The following is a 25,223-nucleotide window of genomic DNA, read 5'->3' as shown; positions in this document are numbered from 1 at the left end:
GTGCGTCGGATTCCAGCGGCGTTGCCCCCGCTTTTCAACCCATTTCCAACCGCTTGACTGCACCCGACAACCGAGGAGCGTGCGAGATGCCCGACACCCTGATCCAGGTCGACCTGAACCAGTCCGCCTACGAGAACGCGCAAGTCCACAACCGCTGGCACCCCGACATCCCGATGGCGTGCTGGGTGAATCCCGGCGACGACTTCGTGCTCGAAACCTACGACTGGACCGGCGGCTTCATCAAGAACGACGACAGCGCCGACGACGTGCGCGACATCGATCTGTCGATCGTCCATTTCCTGTCCGGCCCGGTGGGCGTGAAGGGTGCCGAGCCCGGCGACCTGCTGGTGGTGGACATGCTCGACATCGGCGCGAAGGCCGACAGCCAGTGGGGTTTCAACGGCTTCTTCTCGAAGACCAACGGCGGCGGCTTCCTGACCGACCATTTCCCGTCCGCGCAGAAATCGATCTGGGATTTCCACGGCCTCTACACGAGCTCGCGCCATATCCCGGGCGTGAACTTCGCCGGGCTGATCCATCCCGGGCTGATCGGCTGCCTGCCCGATCCGAAGCTGCTCGAAACCTGGAACGCGCGCGAGACCGGGCTGATCGCGACCGATCCGGCGCGCGTGCCGCCGCTCGCGAACCCGCCGTTCGCGGCCACCGCGCACATGGGCAGCCTCAGCGGCGACGCCAGGGCGAAGGCCGCGGCCGAGGGCGCGCGTACCGTGCCGCCGCGCGAGCATGGCGGCAATTGCGACATCAAGGATCTGTCGCGCGGCTCGAAGGTGTTCTTCCCGGTCTACGTGGACGGCGCGGGGCTGTCGGTGGGTGACCTGCACTTCAGCCAGGGCGACGGCGAGATCACGTTCTGCGGCGCGATCGAGATGGCGGGCTGGGTCCACATGCGCGTGAACCTGATCAAGGGCGGCATGGCGAAGTACGGGATCCGCAACCCGGTGTTCCAGCCGAGCCCGATCACGCCGGCCTACCACGACTACCTGATCTTCGAGGGCATCTCGGTGGACGAGTCGGGCGGCCAGCACTACCTCGACGTCACGGTGGCCTACCGGCAGGCCTGCCTGAACGCGATCGAGTATCTGAAGAAGTTCGGTTATTCGGGCGCGCAGGCCTACTCGCTGCTCGGCTGCGCGCCGGTGCAGGGGCACATCAGCGGCGTGGTCGACATCCCGAACGCCTGCGCCACGCTGTGGCTGCCCACCGGCATCTTCGATTTCGACATCCGTCCGAACGCCGAGGGGCCGATCCGCCACGTGACGGGCGAGGTCGACCTGCCGATCTCCTACGACCTCGCGAAAGCCTGAGCGCGCGAGCCCAGTCCATCCGCACCGGCCGAGCCGAAGGAGCCAGCATGCCGATCTACGACTTCCACTGCGACACCTGCGGGCCGTTCGCGGCCCTGCGCCCGATCGCCGAGCGCGACCGGCCCGCGCTGTGCCCCGCCTGCGGCACGGCGGCCTCGCGGTTGGTGAGCGCGCCGTCGCTCGCGCTGATGTCGGGCGAGCGGCGCATCGCGCACGCCACCAACGAGCGCGCCGCGCACGCCCCGCGCCAGTCCGGCGAGCCGGGCGCGGGGCGGCACGGCGCCGGCTGCGGCTGCTGTTCGGGGCGGCGCGTGTCGCTGGCCGGGGCGAGCGGCGGCAGCGGGCTGGACAGTGGACCCAGCGGTGGGGCAGGTGGTAGCCCGGGCGGCGCGGCGGGCGGCGGCCTGAAGCGGCCGGCCGGGCGCCCCTGGATGATCAGCCACTGAAGCGAGAAACCCGGCCGCCCCGGCGCATGCCGGACGCGGCCGGCCGAACGCGCGGCGCCGGCCATCGGCGCCGGGCGAAGCGAACCGAGCAACGGAGCACAGCATGCGACATGGAGATATTTCGAGCAGCCGCGACAGCGTGGGCGTGGCGGTGGTCAACTACCGGATGCCGCGCCAGCACACGCGCGCCGAAGTCCTCGACAACGCGCGCGCGATCGGCGAGATGCTGATCGGCATGAAGCGCGGCCTGCCGGGGATGGATCTCGTGATCTTCCCCGAGTATTCGACGCACGGCATCATGTACGACGAGGCCGAGATGCTCGAGACCGCCTCGACCGTTCCCGGCGCCGAGACCGAGGTGTTCTCGGCGGCCTGCCGGCAGGCCAACGTCTGGGGCGTGTTCTCGATCACCGGCGAGCGCCACGAGCAGCACCCGGCCAAGGCGCCGTACAACACGCTGATCCTGATCGACAACCACGGCGAGATCGTCCAGAAGTACCGCAAGATCATGCCGTGGACGCCGGTGGAGGGCTGGTATCCGGGCGACCGCACCTACGTGACCGACGGCCCCAAGGGCATGAAGATCAGCCTGATCATCTGCGACGACGGCAACTACCCCGAGATCTGGCGCGACTGCGCGATGCGCGGCGCCGAGCTGATCGTGCGCTGCCAGGGCTACATGTACCCGGCCAAGGAGCAGCAGGTGCTGGTGTCGAAGGCGATGGCGTGGATGAACAACACCTACGTGGCGGTGGCCAACGCGGCCGGCTTCGACGGCGTCTATTCCTACTTCGGCCATTCCGCGATCATCGGCTTCGACGGCCGCACGCTCGGCGAATGCGGCGAGGAGGAGATGGGCATCCAGTACGCCGAGCTGTCGCTGCCGCTGATTCGCGACGCGCGGCGCAACATGCAGTCGCAGAACCATCTCTACAAGCTGCTGCACCGCGGCTACACCGGCACGATCCATTCGGGCGACGGCATGCATGGCGTGGCCGAGTGCCCGTTCGCGTTCTATCGCGACTGGGTGGCCGATCCGCAGAAGACGCGCGCGGCCGTCGAGGCGCTCACGCGGCCGATGCCGGGCACGCCGGAGTGCCCGGTCGAGGGGATTCCGCACACGCCGGGCGAAGGGGAGCACGCGGGCTGAGTCCATGTAGAACCCGGGTGGCCGACGCGGACCCGGCCCGCGCCCGTGCGAAGGTCACGGTTCGCCCGACCGCCCGGCGGCGGCGCCGGACCGATCGCACGGAGGCGTCGCATGGGCGTGTCGAGTCTGCTGGTGTTGGCCGTCGCGCTCGTCGTCACGACCGGTTCGCCCGGGCCGAGCGTGGCCGCGCTGGTCGCGCGCGTGATGACCGAGGGGCTGCGCGAGGTGCTGCCGTTCCTCGCCGCGATGTGGCTCGGCGAGGCGCTCCGGCTGACCTGCGCGGTGGCCGGGCTGTCGGTGCTGGCGCGGACCTTCGCGCTGGCGTTCCTCGTGCTGAAGTTCGCCGGCATCGCCTATCTGCTGTGGCTCGCCGTGCGGATGTGGTTCGCGCCGGTGGTCGTGCAGGACCGCGCGCTGCCGCGCGGGCAGTCGCCGCTGCGGAGGTTCGCGGCGGGCCTGACGGTCACGCCCGGCAATCCGAAGTTCATGGTGTTCTCTCTCGCGCTGCTGCCGACCCTCGTCGATCTCTCGCGGACCGGCCCGCTCGCGTGGTTCGAGCTGACGCTGACGATGCTGGTGATGCTGATGGTGCTGCTGGCCGTCGATTTCGGCTGGGCGCTGCTGGCCGTGCGTGCGCGCCGGCTGTTGCGCAGCCGCCGCGCGGTGCGGATCGCGAATCGCACGAGCGCGACGATGATGGCCGGCACGGCGGCCGTGATGGCGACGCGTCGAGGCGTTGAAGCATTGAAGGGGTGAGGGCAGGCCGTCGAGGCGTGCCTTGCGCCCCTCTCGCTTCAGCCCCCCGTGCCGCGATAGCCGAGCCGGCCCGAAATGGCCCGCCCGGCCTGCTTCAGCAGCGCGACGTAGTGCGCCTTCGTGTCGGCGCCGCAGCGCATGGTCGGAAACGAGATCGACAGCCCCGCGATCACGCGGCCGAAGCGGTCGAACACCGGCACCGCGAGGCACACGAGCCCATCTTCCTGCTCCTCGTTGTCCTCGCCGTAACCCTGCTCGCGCACGTGCGGAAGAATGCTCCAGACCGCCTCGGCCGAGGCCAGCGTCTTCTGCGTCGACTTCCTGAACTCGATTCGCGAGAGCGCTTCGCGCGCCTCCTCGGGCGCCATCCAGGCCAGCAGCACCTTGCCGATCGCGGTGCTGTAGAGCGGGTTGGTGCGGCCGATCCGCGAGTGCATGCGCAGCCCATAGTCGGCGTCGATCTTGTGGATGTAGATGATGTGGTCTTCGTCGAACGCGCCGAGGTGCAGCGCCTCGCGCGTGAGCCGGCCGATGCGGCGCATCTCGACGTCGGCCTCGCGCACCAGGTCCACGCTCTCGAGCGCCTGCGAGCCGAGTTCGAACAGCCGGATCGTCAGGCGATAGCGCTCTGTCTCGTCCTCCTGCGCGACGAAGCCGAGCGTCTTCAGCGTCTGCAGGAACCGGTGGACGGTGGTCTTCGACATGCCGAGCCGGTGCGACAGTTCGCTGATGCCGCTCGGCCCGTGCGCGCCGAGCGCCTCGAGCACGGCGAACACCTTGCCCGCGGCCGAGGCCGATTCCGCTTTCTCGGCGCCGCCTTCGGCCTGCGCCTGCGGCGCGTCTTCCTTGCGCCGCCCGAGCATCGCTTCCATGTGCAAAACATCCGTCGATGTGGATTCAGGCGTGAGCATAGCGCGTCCCGGCATGGAGTTGAATCAGCGGGCGAGCCAGCCGCCGTCGACGGCGAGCGTGTGCCCGTGGACGTAGTCGGAGGCCGACGAGGCGAGGAACACCACCGGCCCGGCCAGATCCTCGGGCTCGCCCCAGCGCGCGGCCGGGATCCGCCCGACGATTTCCTCGCTGCGCTGCGCGTCGTGACGCAGCTGCGTGGTGTTGTTGGTCGCCATGTAGCCGGGCGCGATCGCGTTGACGTTGATGCGCCGCGCGGCCCATTCGTTGGCGAGCAGCCTTGTCAGGCCCAGCACGCCGCTCTTCGAGGCCGTGTAGGACGGCACGCGGATGCCGCCCTGGAACGACAGCATCGAGGCGACGTTGATGATCTTGCCCGCGCTGTCCTGCCTGACGAACTGCCTGGCTACCGCCTGCGCGAGGAAGAACACGGTCTTCAGGTTGGTGTCGATCACGGCGTCCCAGTCGTCCTCGGTGAACGCGAGCGCGTCGTTGCGGCGGATGATGCCGGCGTTGTTGACGAGGATGTCGATGCGCCCGCAGCCCTCGCAGGCCGCGTTGACGATGTCGTCGATCGGCCGCGTGGTCGACAGGTCCGCGCGCAGGTCGAGAAAGCGGCGGCCGAGCGCCTCGACGCGCGCCAGGGTCTCGGCCGGCGCGCCGCGATTGACGCCGACGATGTCGCAGCCGGCCGCCGCGAGCGCGAGCGCCATCCCGGCGCCGAGCCCGGTGTTGCAGCCGGTGACGATCGCGACCTTGCCGGTCAGGTCGAAAAGTGGGGCGGACATGCAGGTTCCTCTCGATAACCAGGAATGGGGACGCGGCTCAGCGCAGATCGGCCACGGCGACGTGGTCCATGTCCTTGAACACCTGGTTCTCGCCGACCATGCCCCAGATGAACGTGTAGGCCCGCGTGCCCACGCCCGAATGGATCGACCAGCTCGGCGAGATCACGGCCTGCTCGTTATGCACGAGGAGGTGGCGCGTCTCCTGCGGCTCGCCGAGCATGTGGAACACCGCCGCGTCGTCCTGCATGCCGAAGTAGAAGTACACCTCCATGCGCCGCTCGTGCGTGTGGCACGGCATGGTGTTCCAGAGGTTGCCGGGTTCGAGCTTGGTCATGCCCATCGACAGCTGGCAGGTCTGCACGACCTCCGGGACGATGAACTTGTAGATGGTGCGGTGGTTGCTGGTGGACGGATCGCCGAGCGTCTCGGGCGAGGCCTGTTCGAGCGTGATCACGCGCGTCGGGTAGGCCGTGTGGGCCGGCGCGCAGTTCAGGTAGAACCTGGCCGGCTTCGCGGCGTCGTCGCTGCCGAACGTGACCGACCGCGCGCCCTGGCCGATGTAGATCGCCTCCTCGAAGCGCACCGCGTGGCGCTGGCCGTCCACCTCCACCCAGCCGTCGCCGCCGATGTTGATCGCGCCGAGTTCGCGGCGTTCGAGCAGGTAGCCGACGCCGATCGCGCTGCCGAGCGAGGCCGGCACCTCCACCGCGTGCGTGGCCGGCCAGACGCCGCCCACGATGATCCGGTCGATGTGGCTGTAGGTCAGCTTCAGCGCGTCCGGTTCGAACACCTGCTCGATCAGGAAATGGCGCCGCAGCCCGGCGGTGTCGAGGGTTTTCGCGTGCTCGCTGTGAATGGCCTGCCTGACTTCCATCTGCTGTCTCCGTGGGGATCGGGGCGGCGGGGCGTGGCGCGCCCGCTCGATGCGTTGATGTTCCGCTGATGTTCCGCATTAGATCACAGGATGAAAATAATCGGAACGATGTTCCGACTATTTTTGCGCGTCGGCCAAAGCCGCCCACGGGCGCGTTGTCGTGCCGAGGAAAATTACAGGGTTAACCGCGATGTAAGGCGCTCTGAGAATGGAATAACGTTCCGAAATCGCCGAGGAGACGGCGGGAACGATAACGGACGCGCACGTCCACGCATGGAGAAGCCTGTGAATATCAAAAGAGTGATCGACCGCGTGCCGGGCGGGTTGATGCTGGTGCCGATGGTGCTGGGCGCCTGCGTGCATACCTTCGCGCCCGATGCGGGCAAGTATTTCGGCTCGTTCACGAACGGGCTGATCTCGGGCACGGTGCCGATCCTCGCGGTCTGGTTCTTCTGCATGGGCGCGACCATCGACCTGCGCGCCACCGGCGTGGTGCTGCGCAAGTCGGGCACGCTGGTGATCACCAAGACGCTGGTGGCGTGGCTCGTGACGCTGATCTGCGCGCAGTTCATTCCCGACGACGGGATCAAGAGCGGGGTGCTGGCCGGGCTGTCGCTGCTCGCGATCGTGGCCTCGATGGACATGACCAACGGCGGCCTCTATGCGGCCGTGATGCAGCAGTACGGCACGCGCGAGGAAGCCGGCGCGTTCGTGCTGATGTCGCTCGAATCGGGGCCGCTCGTCAGCATGACGATCCTCGGCGCCACCGGAGTGGCGGTGTTCGAGCCGAGGCTGTTCGTGGGCGCCGTGCTGCCGTTCCTGATCGGCTTCGCGCTCGGCAACCTGGACCGCGAGCTGCGCGACCTGTTCGGCCGCTGCGTCCATCCGTTGATCCCGTTCTTCGGCTTCGCGCTCGGCAACGGCATCGATCTGCACGTGATCGCCCGCAGCGGGATTCCGGGCCTGCTGCTCGGCCTCGCCGTGATCGTCGTGACGGGCGTGCCGCTGATCCTGGCCGACCGCCTGGTCGGCGGCGGCAACGGCACGGCCGGGCTGGCCGCCTCGTCCACGGCGGGCGCCGCGGTCGCGAACCCGGCCATCATCGGCGAGATGGTGCCGAAGCTGAAGCCGCTCGTGCCGGCCGCGACGGCCACCGTCGCGACGGCCTGCCTGATCACGGCGATCCTCGTGCCGATCCTCACTGCGATGTGGTCGCGCCGCTTCGCGAAAGCGGGCGCGACGGCCGCCGGCGACACGAACCCGGCGGCGGGGCTGCCGGAGGTGGGGGTTCACGGACATCAGGGGCACATCTGATTCGTTGATGCGACTCGCGCCGCGCGCCGAGGGGATCGGCGCGTCGGCAAGGGAAAGCGGCGCCGCGGGCAGCGGTCGCCGCTTTCTTTTTTGGCGATCGGGTGTCGCAGGGCGAGGGGCGCCGGCGCGATTTCACGCGATGGTCTTGATGCGGTTTCGAAGCGGTGGGGCAAGCGCGGTGGCGAGGCCCGGCGGCGGCCGTCGCCGGTCGTTCGATGACGCCGCTCGCGGCCGGGGCATCGTGGCCGGCGCGTGATGGCCGCCGTTCGGTGCCGGTGTGTGCCGGTGTATGCAGGCTTCTTGCCGGCATTCAGGCCCCGGTCAGACGCCGTGCGACTCGCGCGAGGCCGCGCAAATTTGCTATCTTCCGGGCTCGCCCGTTTCCTTCCCGGCAGAACCCGCCATGACCGACCGCATCGTCGCCGCCTTCGATTTCGACGGCACCATCACCACCTCCGACAGCTTTCGCCATTTCGTGCAGCAGGCCGTGGGCACGCGCCGTTTCGCCTGGGCGGGGCTGCGCGCGCTGCCGTGGATCGTCGCGATGAAGGCGGGATGGATCTCGCGCGGTGCCGCGAAGGCGAAGTTCGCCTGGTTCGCGTTCGGGCCGATCGGCGAGCGCGAACTCGACGCGCTCGCGACGCGCTTCGTGGCCACCGACCTGCCGCGTCTGGTGCGCCCCGAGATGCTGGCGCGCGTGCGCGAGCATCAGGCGCGCGGGCATCTGGTGGTGCTGGTCAGCGCGTCGCCGTCGATCTATCTGGAGAAGTGGGCGGCGCCGCTCGGCTTCGAGGCGGTGCTGGCGACGCGGCTGCGGTTCGAGCGCGGCGTGTTCACCGGCCGGTTCGACGGCGAGAACTGCTGGGGGCCGCAGAAGGTCGTGCGGCTGAACGCATGGTGGGGCGCGCAGCCGCCCGCGACGCTCTATGCTTACGGCGACAGCCGCGGTGACAAGGAGATGGCCGAGCGCGCCGATCGGGCCTGGATTCGCGGCAAGGGGCCGATGGCGGCGATCGACGGCTGAACGGCGCGATCACGACTCCGGCTCGCCGCGCTTGCCCGTCAACGCAAACGGCCCGCTTCGGTAACGAAGCGGGCCGTTGGTCCATCTGGTGCCGTGCCGCGCCTCGTCCGGGCGCGGCACGCGCGCCGTCACTGCTGCTGCGCGGCCTGCGCGGCGTCGCCGCCGATGCGCGAATAGCGGTTCAGGATCGGGATCATCTGCGCGTAGATCTTCGGATTCGCCGCGACGATCTCGTGGCGGTGCAGGAAGTCGGCATCGCCGTGATAGTTGCCGACGAGGCCGCCCGCCTCGGTGATCAGCAGACTGCCCGCGGCCATGTCCCAGGCGTGGATGCCCTGCTCGAAGAACGCATCGAGCCGGCCCGCCGCGACGTTCGCGAGGTCGAGCGCCGCCGCGCCCGGGCGACGCAGCCCGGTACACGACTGCGTCATCTCCACGAACAGCTTCATGTAGTTCTCGAGGCCGTCCTTCTCGCGGAACGGGAAACCGGTGCCGACCAGCGCGTCCGACAGGCGGTCGCGGCGGCCGACGCGGATGCGGCGGTCGTTCAGGAACGCGCCGCGGCCGCGCGTGGCCGTGAACAGGTCGTTGTTGTTCGGATCGTAGACGACGGCCTGCTGCACCACGCCGCGATGCGCGAGCGCGATCGACACGCAGTAGTACGGGAAGCCGTGGATGAAGTTGGTGGTGCCGTCGAGCGGATCGATGATCCAGACGTATTCGGATTCGTTGTCCGACTTGCCCGATTCCTCGGCGAGGATCGCGTGGTCGGGGTAGGCCGTCTTCAGCGTCTCGATGATCGCTTCCTCGGAGGCCTTGTCGACTTCCGTCACGAAATCGTTCTGCTGTTTCTTGCGGATCTCGATCATGTCGAGGTCGAGCGACGCGCGGTTGATGATCTGTCCGGCGCGGCGCGCAGCCTTGACAGCGATGTTGAGCATGGGATGCATGAGCTGAATCCTGAAGCCGGCGGCACGGGCCGCCACGAGGTGGATCGAACCGGCGAAGCGACGCCCGGCAAGGCAGGGCGGACGTTTCGTCGACGGAAGACGCGAATTGGCAAAGAGCGGGGCGCTGGCCGCACGGGCGGCCTGGTGTATCGGCCGGCCAATCGGGAGCGGATGGGCTTATCCGAAAGCCGGCGAGCGCGAAACCGGCATTTTACCCGAGTCGGACCGTTTTTCCGAAATCGTGCCGCCGAGGGCCGATACGCGCCGTCGCGGCGCGGTTCGCCGGCATGTGATCGACGGCGATCGAGCGTGATTGAGGGCGCTGGCCGTTCGGCCGAGTGGGATTGGCGCGGCGTTGGCGATACCATACCGGCAATTCTTTCAGTCGGGCCGAATCACGTTGGAAACCTCGCACACCCCGCCGGCGGCGCCCGCCGGCCCCTCGTCCGCGCCGCTTCCTGCCGCGGGCGGCTTCGCGTCGGCGCGCTTCGTGCTGGTCGAGCCGAGCCATCCCGGCAACGTCGGCGCGGCGGCGCGCGCGCTGAAGACGATGGGCTTCTCGCGTCTCGTGCTGGTCGCGCCGCGCGTGGCCGGCGTGCTGGCCGATCCCGAGGCGATCGCGATGTCAAGCGGCGCCGACGACGTGCTCGCCGCCACGCAGATCGTGCCGACGCTGGCCGATGCGCTGGCGAGCGTGCAGTGGTCGGTCGCGCTGACCGCACGCAGCCGCGAGTACGGGCCGCCGCGCCTCGCACCGCGCGCGGCCGCCGAGACGGCGCGCGCGCAGCTCGCCAGCGGCGAGATCGCGTTCGTGTTCGGCAACGAGCGCGTCGGGTTGTCGAACGAGCACGTCGAGCGCTGCAGCGCGATCGCGCACATCCCGGCGAACCCCGAATACAGCTCGCTGAACCTGTCCCAGGCGATCCAGGTGCTGGCCTACGAGCTGCGCGTCGCGCTGCTGGCGGGCCAGCCCGGCGAAATGCACGACGGCGCGGCCGGCACGCTCGCGCAGGCCGACGAGATCGAAGGGATGTTCGCGCATCTGGAGCAGGCGCTCGTCGCGCTCGATTTCCTCGATCCGCGCAACCCGAAGAAGCTGATGCCGCGGCTGCGGCGGCTGTTCTCGCGCGCGGGGCTCGAGCGCGAGGAGGTCAACATCCTGCGCGGCATCGCCAAGCACATCGTGCTGAAGACGGGGGGCGGCGAGCGCTGAGCGGCCCGGCGGTCCGGCCCGCCCGGTTGCCAGGGCGAGCCCGATGAGGCAAGCCGGTCGGGCGGAAATGGCGAGAAGGGGCGCGAAGCGAGACGGACGCACGAGCAGCGTTGCGCCGCCAGCCGGCCCGCGGGACACACGCTGGCCAGCCCGCGTACCGCCCAAAAACCCCGGCGCCGTTGGGGACAACGCGGCGGCGCCAGCGCGCCCGCGCGAGTGCCCCTACAATCGCTGCACGTGATAAGCAAATAGCGATTGCGTATAAGGGCCGCGCGGCACGCGGCGACGATCCCCCTCCCGGTCAAGACACGCCATGTTCACGAGACTTCGAGAAGACATCGCGACGATTCGCGAGCGCGATCCCGCTGCTCGCAGCGCCTGGGAAGTGCTGACCTGCTACCCCGGCATCCACGCGCTGATCTTCCACCGCGTCGCGCACGCCTGCTGGCGGCGCGAACAGCGCTGGCTCGGGCGTTTCATCTCGCAGGTCGGGCGCTTCATGACCGGCATCGAGATCCATCCGGGCGCCACGCTCGGGCGGCGCGTGTTCATCGATCACGGCATGGGCGTGGTGATCGGCGAGACCGCGATCATCGGCGACGACTGCACGATCTACCAGGGCGTGACGCTCGGTGGCACCTCGCTCACGCGCGGCGCGAAGCGCCATCCCACGCTCGAGCGCGGCGTGATCGTCGGCGCGGGCGCGAAGGTGCTCGGCGGCTTCACGGTGGGCGAGGGGGCCAAGATCGGTTCGAACGCGGTGGTCGTCAAGCCGGTGCCGGCGGGCGGCACGGCGGTCGGCAATCCCGCGCGCGTGGTGCTGCCGGCCGAGGCCAAGCCCGCGCCGACGCGCACCACGTTCAGCGCCTACGGCATCACGCCGAACGCCGACGATCCGATGTCGCTGGCGATTCACGGCCTCGTCGATCATGCGGCCCGGGAAGCGCAGCGCGTCGACGAGATCGTCGCGGCGCTGGAGCGGCTTGGTGAACGATTCGAGGCCCTGCAGGCCGACGGCCGGCTCGACCTGCGACGGCTGTCGGCCGTGCTCGACGGCCGCGTCGGCGAGCCGCGCTGAGCGGTGCCGGGCAGCGGCGAGTCGCGCCGCAGTCCAGGCTGACCGGCCGCCGCGGCGCGATAGCCATGCTCGTGTTTTGCGGCAGTTGCCCGCCGTGCTCTACCGCCACATCGGCGAGCGGCGCCAACGGCGCCAGCCAGGTCAGTCAGTGCCGGCAGCCGAACGGCCGCCGCGGCACGGCAACTCCCTAGACGACGGGATGATGAGAAAAAGAGACTGGCGCACCGGCCGGCCTCGCGCGCTCACGCAGGCACAGCGCCCGCGCGCGACTCAGTCGCCGAGCGGCAGCGCCTGCACGCCGTCCGCGTCGATTCGCAGATAGCCGCCGCGCGGCGTACCGTGATCGAGATCCCAGTCGGGCAGCACCCAGCGCGCGCCTTCAGGCTCGACATGCCGCGCCGGGCGATGCGTGTGGCCGTGGATCATCGTGTCGGCGCCGCTGCGCTCGAACAGTTCGGCGATGCCGCGCCGCGTGACGTCGTAGCGCGGCAGCATCGGCCGCTCGCGGCCGGCCTCGCTCTTCGCGCGCATGCGCTCGGCGAGCGCGCGGCGCCAGCCGAGCGGGCGCGCGAGGAACAGCCACTGCGCGGCGCGATTGCGCGCGAAGCCGCGAAACCATTGATAACCGCGATCGGCCGTGCATTGCGCGTCGCCGTGCGCGAGCACGATGCGCCGGCCGAACGCGAGCACCACCGACGGGTCGGGCACCAGCATCGCGCCCGCGGCCTTCATGAAACGCCGGCCGAGCAGGAAGTCGCGATTGCCGTGCATCACGTAGAGCGCGATGCCGCGCTCCGAAAAGGTGTGCAGCAGCGCGGCGATGCGCTGTGCGAACGGATCGACCGCGAGGATGTCGTCGCCGATCCAGTATTCGAACAGGTCGCCGAGGATGAACACCGAGTCGGCGCTGTCGGCCGTGACGCGCACGAAGTGCTCGAACGCGGCCACGGTGCGGGGGATCGCCTCGCCCAGGTGCAGATCGGAGACGAACAGAAACGGGCGTGCCGCGTGCGCGAGCCCATGCTCGCCCGGCACGCCCCCGGAGACGCTTCGCGGCGGTGCTTCCTGCAGCATCGGAATGCGTCCCCGTAACGCGTCAGACCACCACGGCCTTTTCGATCACGACGTCGTCGTTCGGCACGTCCTGATGGAAGCCCTTGCTGCCCGTCTTGACGCCCTTGATCTTGTCCACCACGTCCTGGCCTTCGACGACCTTGCCGAACACGGCGTAGCCCCAGCCTTGCGGCGTCGGCGACGAGTGGTTCAGGAAGTCGTTGTCGTTGACGTTGATGAAGAATTGCGCGGTCGCCGAATGCGGATCGTTGGTGCGCGCCATCGCGACCGTGTAGTTGTCGTTCTTCAGGCCGTTGTTCGCTTCGTTGTCGATCGGCGCTTCGGTCGGCTTCTGCTTCATGCCGGGCTCGAAACCGCCGCCCTGGATCATGAAGCCGTTGATGACGCGATGGAACACCGTGCCGTCGTAGTGGCCGGCCTTCACGTAGTTGAGGAAGTTCTCCACCGTCTTCGGTGCCTTGGCGTCGTCGAGTTCGAGCTTGATCACGCCGTGGTTCGTATGCAGTTCAACCATGATGGTTCCTTCTTTAGAGGTGGGTGAAACGGCACGCGGCCGGTCGGGACGACGCGGCCGCGTGGAAGGGCGCAGCGCGCCCGGGCTTACTTGCTGACGATGCTCGCCGATTCGATCACGACCGGCTTCTGCGGGACGTCGCGCATCGGGCCGCGCACCGTGGTGGGCGTCGCCTCGATCTTCTTCACGACGTCCATGCCCGAGACCACCTTGCCGAATACCGCGTAGCCGTTGCCGTCCGGGTTCGGATAGTCGAGCCCGGCGTTATCGACCGTGTTGATGAAGAACTGCGCCGTTGCGGAATTCGGATCGCTGGTGCGCGCCATGGCGATGGTGCCCGTCAGGTTCTTCAGGCCGTTGCGGCTTTCGAGCGGGATCGGCGCGCGCGTCGGCTTCTCGTCGAAATTCTCCTTGTAGCCGCCGCCCTGGATCATGAAGCCCGGGATCACGCGGTGGAAGATCGTGCCGCTGTACTGGCCGGCCTTCACGTAGTCGAGGAAGTTCGCCACCGTCTTCGGCGCTTTCTCGGGATACAGCTCGACGCGGATGTCGCCCTGCGTGGTCTTCAGCTGTACGACCGGATGCGCGGCGGCCGTTTGCGCATAGGCGGGCGCGGTCGCGACGAGGGCGGCGCTGCCGAGCGCCAACAACAGACGTTTCATGACGATCCTCTGGGTGAGTGAATGGGTTGGGACGCCGCGCCGAGGCGCGCCGGGCGCCCGCGTCAGTTCGACGGCGCCACGTAGGGCGGCGCCGCGAGCGAGCCGCCCGAGACGCCGAACTGGAACGACGGCGACAGCGGCAGCGTGGTGGTGGACACGTTCGAGGCGGCCTGGTCGGTCAGCGCGCGGGTCCGGCTCGCCGGCGCGGGCGCCGCGGCGCGCTTGCCGGCCGGCGGCGAGACGATGCGCTGCAGGTCGGCGAGCCGCTGCGCGGTGGCGCCGCTCGTGTGGCCGAGCGACTGCGCGCGCTTGTACGATTCCGCCGCGAGCCGCAGGTACAGGTCGCCGAGATTCTCGTAGGCGAGGCCGTAGTCGGGGTTCGCCTTGGTCGCCGTGACGAGCGCGGCGCGCGCCTCGTCATAGCGGCCGTGTTTCGCATACAGCGCGGCGAGATTGTTGTACGGCTCGGGCAACTCGGGGTAGGCCTGCGTGATCGCGACGAACTGCTCGATCGCATCGTCGTCGCGGTTCAGCCGGGCCAGCACGGTGCCGCGCTTGAACTGCGCCTGCACGTCGTGCGGGTTCGCCGCGATGCGCGAGTCGAGTTGCGACAGCGCCGCCGACCAGTCGCGGTTGGTGATCGACGTGTCGATCTCCGGCGTGCCGTCGGCGGTGGCGGGTGCCTTCTGTGCAAAGGCCGGAAGCGCCAACGCGAGACCGAGGACAGCGGTCGCAACGAGGGTCGCAGCGCTCGGCGCGCGGCCGCGGGAAGATTTCATAGGCTCAAATCGCAATGTTATACTCCGAGCCATTCTAGCAAATCGTCCGCGCATTCCGGCGAGCTGCGGACTGTCTTTTGCCTCTCGCGCCGTTACCGCTTCGCCCGTCGTTCGACCGACGCCTCGTTCACCGACGGTGTCGCTTCCGATCGCGGCGGACGCACCGAGCGGGTTCTCATGCAGGCGCCCGTCGCCAGGGCGGCATCCTTCGGCTCTCGTTTCATCTCTATGGAATCACTGCGCATCTACAACACGCTCGCGCGTGACAAGCAAGTCTTCGTGCCACGGCATCCCGGCGAAGTCCGGATGTACGTCTGCGGCATCACCGTATACGACTACTGTCACATCGGGCATGCGCGAATGATGGTCGTGTTCGACGTCGTGCAGCGCTGGCTGCGCACGCTCGGCTATCGCGTCACGTATGTGCGCAACATCACCGACATCGATGACAAGATCATCCGCCGCGCGGTCGAGAACGGCGAGACGATCGCCTCGCTGACCTCGCGCTTCATCGCGGCGATGCACGAGGATCTCGATGCGCTCGGCGTCGAGCGGCCCGAGCACGAGCCGCGCGCGACCGATTTCATCCCGCAGATGCTCGGCATGATCGAGACGCTCGAGGCAAACGGCTACGCGTATCAGGCGAGCGACGGCGACGTCAACTACGCCGTGCGCAAGTTCGCGAACTACGGCCGCCTGTCGGGCAAGTCGCTCGACGACCTGCGCGCCGGCGAGCGCGTGGCCGCCAACGACGCGAAGCAGGACCCGCTCGATTTCGTGCTGTGGAAAAGCGCCAAGCCCGACGAGCCGGCCGACACGAGCTGGGATTCGAAGTACGGGCGCGGCCGCCCCGGCTGGCACATCGAGTGCTCGGCGATGGGCTGCACGCTGCTCGGTCATCACTTCGACATCCACGGCGGCGGCCAGGATCTGCAATTCCCGCATCACGAGAACGAAATCGCGCAAAGCGAAGGCGCAACCGGTGAAACGTTTGTCAATTACTGGATGCACAACGGCTTCGTGCAGGTGGACAGCGAGAAGATGTCGAAGTCACTCGGCAATTTCTTCACGATCCGCGAGGTGCTGGAGCGCTACGACGCCGAGGTGATGCGCTTCTTCATCGTGCGCACCCACTACCGCTCGCCGCTCAACTACAGCGAGGTGCATCTCGATGATGCGCGCGCCTCGCTCACTCGGCTCTACACGGCGCTCAAGGACGCGACACCCGACGCCGCGCCGCTCGATCGCGACGAGCCCTACGCGCAGCGTTTCGCTGCGGCGATGAACGACGACTTCAACACGGCGCTGGCCGTGTCGGTGCTGTTCGAACTCGCGGGTGAGGTGAACCGCACGCGCGAGCCGGCGCTCGCGCGCCAGTTGAAGCAACTCGGCGCGCTGCTCGGCCTGCTCGGCCGCGAGCCGCGCGCCTATCTGCAACAGGCCGCGGGCGCCGCCTCGGGCGCGCTCGATGCCGAGGCGATCGAGGCGCAGATCGCCGCGCGCGTGGCCGCCAAGCAGGCGAAGCATTATGCCGAAGCGGACCGGATCCGGGCAGCGCTGCTCGAAGCCGGCGTCGCGCTTGAAGACAAACCGGGCGGGTTGACCGAATGGCGTCGCGTTTGATCGCACGTCGTCCGTTCCGCTGATCGACTCGTCAGGCAGGAGGCAGGATGGCAACGGGCAGGAAAGTGCCGGCAAAGCGGGCGGCGCGCGCGACGACGGGTTCGTCGGCGGCCGCGAAGCGCGCGCCGGCCGGGAAGGTCGCCGCGAAGCGCGCGGCCGCTCCCGCCGCGGGCGCCAACGGCGTCGCGCACAAGCCGGTCGCACGCGGCGCGACGAAGCCCGCGCGCGCCGACGCGGCCGAGCGTCGCGAGCTCGCGGTCGATGCCGCCGACAGCGGCGCGCGGCGTGTGCGCGCGGCCGAGGCGGCCGTGCCGGTGCAGCTTGCCGACGCGGACGTGGTGGTGCGCCCGCCGTATTGGGACAAGGCGTGCGCCGACCTCGTCAAGCGCGACCGGATCCTCAAGAAACTGATTCCGAAGTTCGGCCCCGCGCATCTCGTCAAGCGCGGCGACCCGTTCGTCACGCTCGCGCGCTCGGTGGTCGGCCAGCAGATCTCGGTTGCCTCGGCGCAGGCCGTGTGGGCCGCGATCGAGGCCGCCTGCCCGAAACTCGCGCCGCAGCAGGTGATCCGGCTCGGCCAGGAGAAGCTCGCCGCCTGCGGCCTGTCGAAGCGCAAGTCCGACTACATCCTCGATCTCGCCCAGCATTTCGTGTCGGGCGCGCTGCACGTCGACAAATGGACCTCGATGGAAGACGAGGCCGTGATCGCCGAGCTCACGCAGATCCGCGGCATCGGCCGCTGGACCGCCGAGATGTTCCTGATCTTCAACCTGTCGCGCCCGGACGTGATGCCGCTCGACGATCTCGGCCTGATCCGCGCGATCAGCGTCAACTACTTCAGCGGCGAGCCCGTCACGCGCAGCGAGGCGCGCGAGGTCGCGGCGAACTGGGAGCCGTGGCGAACCGTCGCGACCTGGTACATGTGGCGCAGCCTCGACCCCGAATCCGCTGACGCGTAACCCGCTTTGGCTATTGTTTTGCTTGGGTTGATAGTTTTGACCCGGTTTTGACGTGGGTGAGCGCGGTTAGAATACGCGCTGCCGCACGACCTAGGACTCCCATACATGAAGACCACGTTTCTGGATTTCGAACAGCCGATCGCCGAACTGGAAGGCAAGATCGAGGAACTGCGATTCGTGCAGGACGATTCGGCCGTCGACATTTCGGAAGAAATCGAGCGCCTGTCGAAGAAGAGCCAGCAACTGACGAAGGACCTCTACGCGAACCTCTCGCCGTGGCAGGTCTCGCAGATCGCGCGCCATCCGCAGCGCCCGTACACGCTCGATTACGTGAACGAGCTGTTTACCGATTTCCACGAACTGCATGGCGACCGCGCGTTTGCCGACGATCAATCGATCATCGGCGGTCTCGCGCGCTTCAGCGGCACCCCGTGCATGATCATCGGCCACCAGAAGGGCCGCGACACCAAGGAGCGCGCCGCGCGCAACTTCGGCATGCCGCGCCCCGAGGGCTATCGCAAGGCCGAGCGCCTGATGCGCCTGGCCGAGAAGTTCGGCCTGCCGATCTTCACGTTCGTCGACACGCCGGGCGCGTACCCGGGCATCGGCGCCGAGGAGCGTGGCCAGTCGGAGGCGATCGGCCGCAATCTCTACGTGATGGCCGAGCTGAAGACGCCGATCATCACCACCATCATCGGCGAAGGCGGTTCGGGCGGCGCGCTCGCGATCGCCGTGGCCGACAGCGTGCTGATGCTGCAGTTCTCCACCTATTCGGTGATCTCGCCCGAAGGCTGCGCCTCGATCCTCTGGAAGAGCGCGGCGAAGGCGCCCGAGGCCGCCGAGGCGCTGGGCCTGACCGCGCACCGCCTGAAGGCGCTGGGCCTGATCGACAAGATCGTCAACGAGCCGCTCGGCGGCGCGCACCGCGATCCGAAGGGCATGGCCGCGCTGCTGCGCCGCGCGCTCGCCGATACGCTGCGCCAGTTCCAGGGCATGAGCATCGATGCGCTGCGCGAGCGCCGCGTCGAGCGCCTGCTTGCCTACGGCAAGTTCAAGGAAACGACGCCGGGCGTCTGAGCGCCGCCGTCGTTTTCGCGAGCCGCGCATGAGCGTGCCGCCGATGATTCCCCCGAATGAAACTGCCGCGGACCGCGTCGTGCTCGACGCGGTCCGCGTCGCTTTGGGCGCGCTGCCCGAGGCGGCCACGATCGCGATTGCGTACAGCGGCGGGCTCGACTCGTCGGTGCTGCTCGACGCGACGGTGCGCGTGGCCGGTGCCGCGCGCTGCGTCGCGCTGCACGTCCACCACGGGCTGAGCCCGAACGCCGACGCCTGGCTCGCGCATGCCGAGGCAAGTGCCGCCGCGCTCGGCGTGTCGTTCGACGCGCAACGCGTCGAGGTGCCGCGCGAGAGCGGGCTCGGCGTCGAGGCGAGCGCGCGCGAGGTCCGCTACCGCGCGCTCGACGCGCTGGGCGAGCGCCGTGGCGCGCAGGCGTTGTGGATCGCGCAGCACGCCGACGACCAGGCCGAAACGGTGCTGCTGCAGCTGTTGCGCGGCGCGGGGCTGGCCGGCATCGCCGCGATGGCGCCGCGCTATCTGCCCGACGGGGCGACGATCGTGCGCATGCGCCCGCTGCTGTCGCTGCTGCGCGCGCAGCTCGAACGCTATGCCGAGGCGCGCGCGCTGCGCTGGATCGACGACGAATCGAACGCCGACACGCGCTATGCGCGCAACGCGCTGCGCGCGCAGGTGCTGCCCGAGCTCGCCGTGCACTTTCCCGGATTCCGCGACGCGCTGGCACGCACCGCCCAGCATGCGGCCGCCGCGCAGCGGCTGCTCGACGTGCTCGCGGCCGACGATCTGGCCGGCGTGGCGCGCGACGACGGCCGCGTGCTGTCGCGCGAGCGCCTGCTCGGCTTCGACGACGAACGCGGCGCGAACCTGCTGCGTCACTGGATGCGCACGCTCGGCCTGCCCGGCGCCTCGGCCGCGCGGCTTGCCGAGATGATCAAGCAACTGCGCGCCACCCGGGTCTCGCACGCCTTGCGCATCGATCACGCGGGGCAGTGCCTGCGACTCTATCGCGACGACGTCTATTGGGAGGCCGGCGACAGCGCCGATCCGGCCGACGACGGCAGCGCGCGCGAGCGTCCGCTCGCGCGGCTCGAGTGGGCAGGGCAGGAGGTCTGGCATCTGCCGGCGTGGCGCGGCAGTTTCGTGTTCCGGCCGGTCGACGACGTGGACGAGGCGATGGCCGGCCCCGGTGCCGAGCACGTGATCGCCGAGGCCGTGCTGTCTGGCGCGCCGCTCGTGGTGCGCGCGCGGGCCGGCGGCGAACGGATGCGGATGGCGCCGGGCGGGCCGTCACGCACGCTCAAGAACCTGTTCCAGGAGCGCGGCGTGCCGGCGTGGCAGCGCGACGTGCCGCTGCTGCATGCCGGCGAGACGCTGCTGTTCGTGCCGCAGCTCGGCGTCAATCGCGCCCCCGAGGCGGGTGGGGCGGCGGCGGGCGGTACCGGCCCATGCCGCCGCATCGAATGGCGCCCCGATCTGCTGATCGCCTGAATGCCGATCGCTGACCAGAAAAAGGGCCGGATTGATCGACGAAATCGAGATCAATCGCCGATTTGAATAACAAAAAGTGCCAGACCAATCCCGGCAACTTGTCAAGCGAACCTCGATAGAGTACGCTCGGACGTTTGCTCGGCTCGATTTTTCGAGCGTTTTGTGCAGGTTTTCCGCGTGACGTACCCGGTTTGCGCGGCCTGATCCGCCGACCGGGCAAATCCGCCACGCCAGCACACTGTTTTCCCCGTCGCCTTTCCCGTCGTCCCCTGCCACAAGCCGCGAGACCGAACGGTGGCGCGGCTTCCGGCGCAGTGTACCCGCGCGGTCAATTTCCAGTTCAGAACGACAATGGCACTCATCGTACATAAATACGGCGGCACTTCGATGGGCTCGGTCGAGCGCATCAAGAACGTCGCGAAACGCGTCGCGAAATGGCATCAGGCCGGTCACCAGATGGTGGTCGTGCCGTCGGCGATGTCCGGCGAAACGAACCGCCTGCTCGGTCTCGCGAAAGAGATCTCGAGCCGGCCCGATCCGCGCGAACTCGACATGATCGCGTCGACGGGCGAGCAGGTCAGCGTCGGTCTGCTGTCGATCGCGTTGCAGGAGATCGGCATTCCGGCCGTCAGCTACGCGGGTTGGCAGGTGCCGATCAAGACCGACAACGCGTACACGAAGGCGCGCATCCAGTCGATCGACGACGAACGCGTGAAGCGCGACCTCGCGGCGGGCAAGGTGGTGATGATCACCGGCTTCCAGGGCGTGGATCCGGCCGGCAACATCACGACGCTCGGCCGCGGCGGCTCGGACACCTCGGCGGTGGCGGTGGCCGCGGCGCTGCAGGCCGAGGAATGCCTGATCTATACCGACGTCGACGGCGTCTACACGACCGACCCGCGCGTGGTGGACGGCGCGCGCCGCCTCGACCGCGTGACCTTCGAGGAGATGCTGGAAATGGCCAGCCTCGGCTCGAAGGTGCTGCAGATCCGCTCGGTCGAATTCGCCGGCAAGTACCGCGTGAAGACGCGCGTGCTGTCGAGCCTGACCGATCCTCTCATCGCCCTCGACGAAGAAATGAAGTCGGGCACCCTGATTACTTTTGAAGAAGACGAGACCATGGAAAAGGCAGTCATTTCCGGCATCGCATTTCAGCGCGACGAAGCGCGCATCGTGGTGATGGGCGTGCCCGACAAGCCCGGTATCGCCTACCAGATCCTCGGCCCGGTGGCCGACGCGAACATCGATGTCGACATGATCATCCAGAACCAGAGCGTGGCCGGCAAGACCGACTTCACGTTCACGGTCGGCCGTGGCGACTACCAGCGCGCGATGGAGATCCTGACCAACCAGGTCAAGGGCCACGTCAACGCCGAGCAGGTGCTTGGCGATCCGAAGGTGTCGAAGGTGTCGGTGGTCGGCGTCGGCATGCGCTCGCACGTCGGCGTGGCGAGCACGGCGTTCCGCACGCTGTCGGAAGAGGGCATCAACATCCAGATGATCTCGACCTCCGAAATCAAGATCTCGATCCTGATCGACGAGAAGTACATGGAGCTCGCCGTGCGCGCGCTGCACAAGGCGTTCGAACTCGACCAGGCGTAAGCGGCGCGAACGCGCGGCACCGGCATCCATCGTTCGATGACGGCGCCGTGAACCACCGCCGGATTCGGGCCGCGACGGCACGAAAAAAGCGTGCCGAAACATTTGACCTTCGTGCCGTGGCCAGATAAAATCTTGTTCTCGTCGCGCTGCCTCCCTGGCGCGAGCGAAAGTTTGGGAGACGTGGCCGAGAGGTCGAAGGCACTCCCCTGCTAAGGGAGCATCTGGGCCAAAACCTGGATCGAGGGTTCGAATCCCTCCGTCTCCGCCAAAAGCGGTGACAAAGCCCCGCAAGTTCTCGGACTTACGGGGCTTTTTCTTTCGCGGTTCTTTTCGGCGTTGCAGGCTGGATTCGGGTCTCTGCGGCTTCAGGTGGATTTTCCGGGGCCGATGTGTCGGTCCGCGGCCGGTGCGCTTCATGCATGGCGACATCTCGATCACGAGCAGGCCATCCGCCGCCACGCATCGCTTACTTCGAAAACTGCTCCGGAATGTCGGTAAGGCGACGCTGCGAGATCTGCTCGGCCCATTCGGTGCCGGCAGGCACCATGCCGTCTCGCGGGGGCATCGAGTCGCGTTGCCGCAACTCGTCGGCGAGAGCGGCGTAGTCGTCGATGTCGAAATCATCCGACGCAATCGTGGCGGGACGGGCTTTGGCGCCACGGTGGATCACGGGACGGGAGGCGCGGCGAGCCGGCTTGTCGCTGCCGATCATCGCGCCCGGTCGGGCGGATTCACGGGCTATCGCAACGGTGCGTGAAGGCGCGAGGCGGCGTGAATCGGCGCGCAGAGGCTCGGTCATCGAATCATCGTGAAAGCGTGCGTCCGCGTCGGCATGCCTGGAGATCGGCGTGCGGCGCGGACTTGTCACGATATCGGCAAGATCACGCCCAGGTGCGACGCCGGCACGCCCCTGCAACGGCGCGTTCGATGCTGCTCCACGGGAACTCGAGCCATCGGCAGCATCCGGCCAGGTGTTGATCGTCGCCTTTCCTTCCGGACGCGACGGCAGATGATCGATCACGATCCAGCCGAGCAGCATGGCCGCCCCCACGATGCCGATTCCGCCCACGAGACGCCGGAACGAACGTGAGGGGCGTCGCGCGGCGCGATACCGTGGTGCCTCGGATATGCCGATCGGGCGCGCCGTCTGAGGGAAGGGTTCCGCCGCCGCGCACACGGCCTCCCGGGGATTGATTTCGTGCGGCGCCTCCGCAGCCGGGATCGCATGAACTGCCGCGGCAATCGTGGCCGGGACAGAAAAGCCGTTTCGTTCGCTATCCCAACGATACAAGGTGAGAAATGCGTCGACGTCGAGGCAGGCGGTATGCACGATCGCCGCATAGAGCGAACGGATGCCCGTGCGCGGCACCATCTCGGGCGGCAGCAGCGCCCATTCGTGACCATAGGAGGATGGCGCGGACGAGCGCGACGGCGGCATCGTGAACCGGCCTTCCACCTCGATAAATGCAATGCTGGACATGGATTCCTCGCGGTCGCCGCGTATCGGGAGCACCGGTGGAGAATGCCGGCGCGATGCGGCTGGCCATTCGGCAGGCTGAAAATGCGGAAACTGACGACCGGCTGCGTGAGACGTGAGGCGCTGGCCTTCGCGGCGTTGGGACGGCGTGCCTTGGGGCGGCGTGCCGTTAACCGCCGAGCCCCGAGACCGATACCGTCGTGGCACGAGCGAAACGGGAAGCCGTCATCGGGGCAGCCGTCATCGCGTGTGAGGATGCCGATTCCGGTCGCGCACCCGCAATCAGAACATTTCGATGAACTTGCGATTTCCGCGCAACCATTGACGGCGGCACCCGCTTGCACGCAAGGCGCGAGGGAGCGATGCGCGAGGGGAGGGAGTCGCCGCCGGTGACCCTCACCGGCGGCGGCAGGAATAAAAAAGTAGCGTGCGTGGTCGAAGTTGCACGCTACGAGACCGCCTGCTTCCGAGCATCGAGAGCATATAGGGTCCAGGCGGGACGCGAGAGAGAGAGGCTCGCGCCGAGAGAGCACGCGCATGCGCGCGAAAAGCCGTCAGTAAAAAACAGGTGGTCGCCTCGCGCCATGCCGATGGCCATGGGCGCGGCGGCATGCAGGAATCGCAATGCCGCCGGTCATGCATATATGCCGCCGAGAAAGCCAGAACGAATCACGACACATCGGGCGAGCCGCTCGCGCATTTCGTGATGCGTGGCCTCGCCATAATCGGTGCGGCAATATTCATGTCCCCGATCACGGGGCTTTCTCGAATCGATTTATTTCTATTCGAATGGATGCCGTGCATATTGCGCCGGCATTCATCGCTTCAATTAATCTACCGCTACCCGCGGCTTTATTACCGAATCGTGACAGTTTGCGGGCCGTTCGTGGCCATGGCGCGAGTTATTGGTGCGCGTGCCGGGTCATGCGCCGACTCCCGTTTCAGCAGGGTTCCGACCCGTCTCGGGACCTGTAAGGATTCGACGTTTTGCCGATTTCGTGATCGATGCCCGACCTCGGCCCGCATTCCCAGATGGTACGGGCGACTGCCGGGAAAATAAAAGCTGGATTTTCTTACTGCGATGTCACTATTTCTGACATCGTGATACCGTTCGTCTCTTTTTTATTCTGATATGATTTTCGATAAAGAGTGATTGCAGTGTATTAAGTTTTTCTAATGGTCGAATAGTTTTCCTCGCTTGTGCCGTAACTTTCTATCGTCAATCATGCCGATCCGGCTGAATGGCCCGGCAATGGCGGGCCCGGGCGGGCGCAGTCATGCCGCACGCAGGGGGGGCGCTTCCCCGCAAAGATTCTGATGAAGAACGAGGAGTCCAAGTGAAGGCTGTTTTCAAAGCTGTAGGCATTCTGCTTTTGACGATTACCGTGGCGCATGCGCAGAGCCTGACCGGCAAGACCTTGCGGGTCGGCAGCGATATTACGTCTCCGCCGTATATCTATTTCAATGACGCGAAACAGCCGGCCGGTTTCGACGCGGACCTGATGAACGCATTGGCCACGGCCGGTGGTTTCAAGCTGCAGTTTCTCGACACGCGTTTCGAAAGCCTGATTCTCGGCATCGAGGCGGACAAATTCGACGTGATCGCTTCGTCGATGTTCGTCAATCCGGCACGCGCCAGACAGATCGACTTCATTCCCTACGCCACCGCGGGGCTCGGCTTCATCGTGCCGGCCCATGGCACGTTCAGCCCCGCGACGGCGACGGCGCTGTGCGGCAAGCGGGTCGGCATCATCAAGGGCGCGGCCTACATCGACACGATCCGCAAGGCCTGCGCGGCCGACGGCAAGAGCGTCGACATCCACGAATTCCCGACCTCGGCGGAAGGCACCCAGGCCGTGATGTCGGGCAACGTCGACGCGCAGGCCGACGACGTCGCGGTGCTGAAGGTCGCGGTCGGCAAGACCGGCGGCCGCCTGAAGATCAGCACGCCGGAAATCCTCTACCCGGTGGTGCTCGGCCTCGGCGTGTCGAAGCAGCATCCCGAGATCAAGGCGGCGCTCGAGGCCGCGCTCGCGAAGATCCGTGCCAACGGCGTCTACGACAAGCTGGTGCGGCGCTACAGCATGGGCGTGCCGACCGAGGCGCAATACCAGGCCGCCATCGGCGCGCAGTAACGCGA

At 67.8% G+C, this 25,223-nt stretch carries 23 protein-coding genes and 1 tRNA gene; 15 read left to right on the top strand and 9 right to left on the bottom strand.

All coding sequences use genetic code 11. The features are described from left to right. The first annotated feature begins 86 nt into the window (after positions 1–86). The 4 genes from fmdA to BpN12_RS27495 all read left to right on the top strand — a co-directional run bounded on the left by fmdA (position 87) and on the right by BpN12_RS27495 (position 3,677). Positions 87–1,325, top strand: a complete 1,239-nt coding sequence (fmdA, locus tag BpN12_RS27510; protein ID WP_246795353.1) for a formamidase — start codon at positions 87–89, stop codon at positions 1,323–1,325. 47 nt (positions 1,326–1,372) lie between these two features. Continuing rightward, positions 1,373–1,771: an FmdB family zinc ribbon protein gene (locus tag BpN12_RS27505; protein WP_246795352.1), complete on the top strand. Its 399-nt coding sequence runs from the start codon at positions 1,373–1,375 to the stop codon at positions 1,769–1,771. 103 nt (positions 1,772–1,874) lie between these two features. Next, a complete protein-coding gene (locus tag BpN12_RS27500; RefSeq protein WP_246795351.1) occupies positions 1,875–2,921 on the top strand; it encodes an aliphatic amidase in 1,047 nt (348 codons plus the stop codon). A 111-nt stretch (positions 2,922–3,032) separates the two neighbouring features. After that, complete coding sequence (locus tag BpN12_RS27495; protein WP_246795350.1) at positions 3,033–3,677, top strand: LysE family translocator; 645 nt, start codon at positions 3,033–3,035, stop codon at positions 3,675–3,677. A gap of 38 nt (positions 3,678–3,715) precedes the next feature. Here BpN12_RS27495 and kdgR read toward each other — a convergent pair whose 3' ends face one another. From kdgR to kduI, 3 genes are all read right to left on the bottom strand, one after another. Continuing rightward, positions 3,716–4,549 (bottom strand): DNA-binding transcriptional regulator KdgR, encoded by an 834-nt coding sequence (gene kdgR, locus BpN12_RS27490; protein WP_246795349.1) that lies wholly within the window; start codon positions 4,547–4,549, stop codon positions 3,716–3,718. Between the two features lie 63 nt (positions 4,550–4,612). Beyond that, positions 4,613–5,374, bottom strand: a complete 762-nt coding sequence (gene kduD / locus BpN12_RS27485) for a 2-dehydro-3-deoxy-D-gluconate 5-dehydrogenase KduD (RefSeq protein WP_246795348.1) — start codon at positions 5,372–5,374, stop codon at positions 4,613–4,615. Between the two features lie 37 nt (positions 5,375–5,411). Beyond that, positions 5,412–6,248 carry a 5-dehydro-4-deoxy-D-glucuronate isomerase gene (kduI, locus tag BpN12_RS27480; protein ID WP_246795347.1) on the bottom strand — a complete coding sequence of 279 codons (837 nt, stop codon included), beginning with the start codon at positions 6,246–6,248 and terminating at the stop codon, positions 5,412–5,414. A 285-nt stretch (positions 6,249–6,533) separates the two neighbouring features. Here kduI and kdgT point away from each other — a divergent pair, with 285 nt between their 5' ends. Together kdgT and BpN12_RS27470 are read left to right on the top strand one after the other, a co-directional pair. Then, positions 6,534–7,562 carry a 2-keto-3-deoxygluconate transporter gene (kdgT, locus tag BpN12_RS27475; protein ID WP_246795346.1) on the top strand — a complete coding sequence of 343 codons (1,029 nt, stop codon included), beginning with the start codon at positions 6,534–6,536 and terminating at the stop codon, positions 7,560–7,562. A 403-nt stretch (positions 7,563–7,965) separates the two neighbouring features. After that, positions 7,966–8,586 (top strand): HAD family hydrolase, encoded by a 621-nt coding sequence (locus BpN12_RS27470; RefSeq protein WP_246795345.1) that lies wholly within the window; start codon positions 7,966–7,968, stop codon positions 8,584–8,586. 128 nt (positions 8,587–8,714) lie between these two features. On the opposite strand, the gene BpN12_RS27465 is transcribed toward BpN12_RS27470, so the two are convergent. Then, positions 8,715–9,536, bottom strand: coding sequence for an inositol monophosphatase family protein (locus tag BpN12_RS27465; RefSeq protein ID WP_246795344.1), 822 nt, complete (start codon positions 9,534–9,536; stop codon positions 8,715–8,717). A gap of 355 nt (positions 9,537–9,891) precedes the next feature. On the opposite strand from BpN12_RS27465, the gene BpN12_RS27460 reads away from it, so the two are divergent. Beyond that, positions 9,892–10,749, top strand: coding sequence for an RNA methyltransferase (locus BpN12_RS27460; RefSeq protein WP_246795343.1), 858 nt, complete (start codon positions 9,892–9,894; stop codon positions 10,747–10,749). Positions 10,750–11,062: 313 nt separating this feature from the next. Then, positions 11,063–11,827, top strand: a complete 765-nt coding sequence (cysE, locus tag BpN12_RS27455) for a serine O-acetyltransferase (RefSeq protein ID WP_246795342.1) — start codon at positions 11,063–11,065, stop codon at positions 11,825–11,827. Positions 11,828–12,097: 270 nt separating this feature from the next. Here the strand turns inward: cysE and BpN12_RS27450 are convergent, their stop codons facing one another. The 4 genes from BpN12_RS27450 to BpN12_RS27435 form a co-directional block, all read right to left on the bottom strand. Then, the gene (locus tag BpN12_RS27450; protein ID WP_246795341.1) at positions 12,098–12,901 is read right to left on the bottom strand and encodes a UDP-2,3-diacylglucosamine diphosphatase; all 804 of its coding nucleotides are present in this window, start codon (positions 12,899–12,901) and stop codon (positions 12,098–12,100) included. Between the two features lie 22 nt (positions 12,902–12,923). After that, positions 12,924–13,415 carry a peptidylprolyl isomerase gene (locus tag BpN12_RS27445; RefSeq protein ID WP_042625422.1) on the bottom strand — a complete coding sequence of 164 codons (492 nt, stop codon included), beginning with the start codon at positions 13,413–13,415 and terminating at the stop codon, positions 12,924–12,926. An 86-nt stretch (positions 13,416–13,501) separates the two neighbouring features. Beyond that, entirely contained in the window at positions 13,502–14,077 is a 576-nt protein-coding gene (locus BpN12_RS27440; RefSeq protein WP_246795340.1) for a peptidylprolyl isomerase, read from the bottom strand. Between the two features lie 62 nt (positions 14,078–14,139). After that, the gene (locus BpN12_RS27435; RefSeq protein ID WP_246795339.1) at positions 14,140–14,856 is read right to left on the bottom strand and encodes a tetratricopeptide repeat protein; all 717 of its coding nucleotides are present in this window, start codon (positions 14,854–14,856) and stop codon (positions 14,140–14,142) included. A 228-nt stretch (positions 14,857–15,084) separates the two neighbouring features. Between BpN12_RS27435 and cysS the strand changes: the two genes are divergently transcribed. From cysS to BpN12_RS27405, 6 genes are all read left to right on the top strand, one after another. Continuing rightward, complete coding sequence (cysS, locus tag BpN12_RS27430) at positions 15,085–16,479, top strand: cysteine--tRNA ligase (RefSeq protein ID WP_246795338.1); 1,395 nt, start codon at positions 15,085–15,087, stop codon at positions 16,477–16,479. A gap of 47 nt (positions 16,480–16,526) precedes the next feature. Then, complete coding sequence (locus BpN12_RS27425) at positions 16,527–17,438, top strand: DNA-3-methyladenine glycosylase family protein (RefSeq protein WP_246795337.1); 912 nt, start codon at positions 16,527–16,529, stop codon at positions 17,436–17,438. A 105-nt stretch (positions 17,439–17,543) separates the two neighbouring features. Then, positions 17,544–18,515: an acetyl-CoA carboxylase carboxyltransferase subunit alpha gene (locus tag BpN12_RS27420; RefSeq protein ID WP_246795336.1), complete on the top strand. Its 972-nt coding sequence runs from the start codon at positions 17,544–17,546 to the stop codon at positions 18,513–18,515. A gap of 43 nt (positions 18,516–18,558) precedes the next feature. Further along, positions 18,559–20,004, top strand: coding sequence for a tRNA lysidine(34) synthetase TilS (gene tilS / locus BpN12_RS27415; protein WP_246795335.1), 1,446 nt, complete (start codon positions 18,559–18,561; stop codon positions 20,002–20,004). Between the two features lie 351 nt (positions 20,005–20,355). Next, positions 20,356–21,606, top strand: coding sequence for an aspartate kinase (locus tag BpN12_RS27410; RefSeq protein WP_070106862.1), 1,251 nt, complete (start codon positions 20,356–20,358; stop codon positions 21,604–21,606). A 174-nt stretch (positions 21,607–21,780) separates the two neighbouring features. Continuing rightward, positions 21,781–21,874: transfer RNA gene (locus BpN12_RS27405), tRNA-Ser, on the top strand. Between the two features lie 198 nt (positions 21,875–22,072). Here BpN12_RS27405 and BpN12_RS27400 read toward each other — a convergent pair. Continuing rightward, complete coding sequence (locus tag BpN12_RS27400) at positions 22,073–23,086, bottom strand: hypothetical protein (protein WP_246795334.1); 1,014 nt, start codon at positions 23,084–23,086, stop codon at positions 22,073–22,075. A gap of 1,238 nt (positions 23,087–24,324) precedes the next feature. Here BpN12_RS27400 and BpN12_RS27395 point away from each other — a divergent pair. Beyond that, positions 24,325–25,218, top strand: a complete 894-nt coding sequence (locus BpN12_RS27395) for a transporter substrate-binding domain-containing protein (protein ID WP_246795333.1) — start codon at positions 24,325–24,327, stop codon at positions 25,216–25,218. The last annotated feature ends 5 nt before the right edge of the window (positions 25,219–25,223 follow it).

Source organism: Burkholderia perseverans (genome assembly GCF_022870505.1).
Lineage (GTDB): Bacteria > Pseudomonadota > Gammaproteobacteria > Burkholderiales > Burkholderiaceae > Burkholderia > Burkholderia plantarii.
This window is presented reverse-complemented; position numbering and strand designations above follow the sequence as displayed.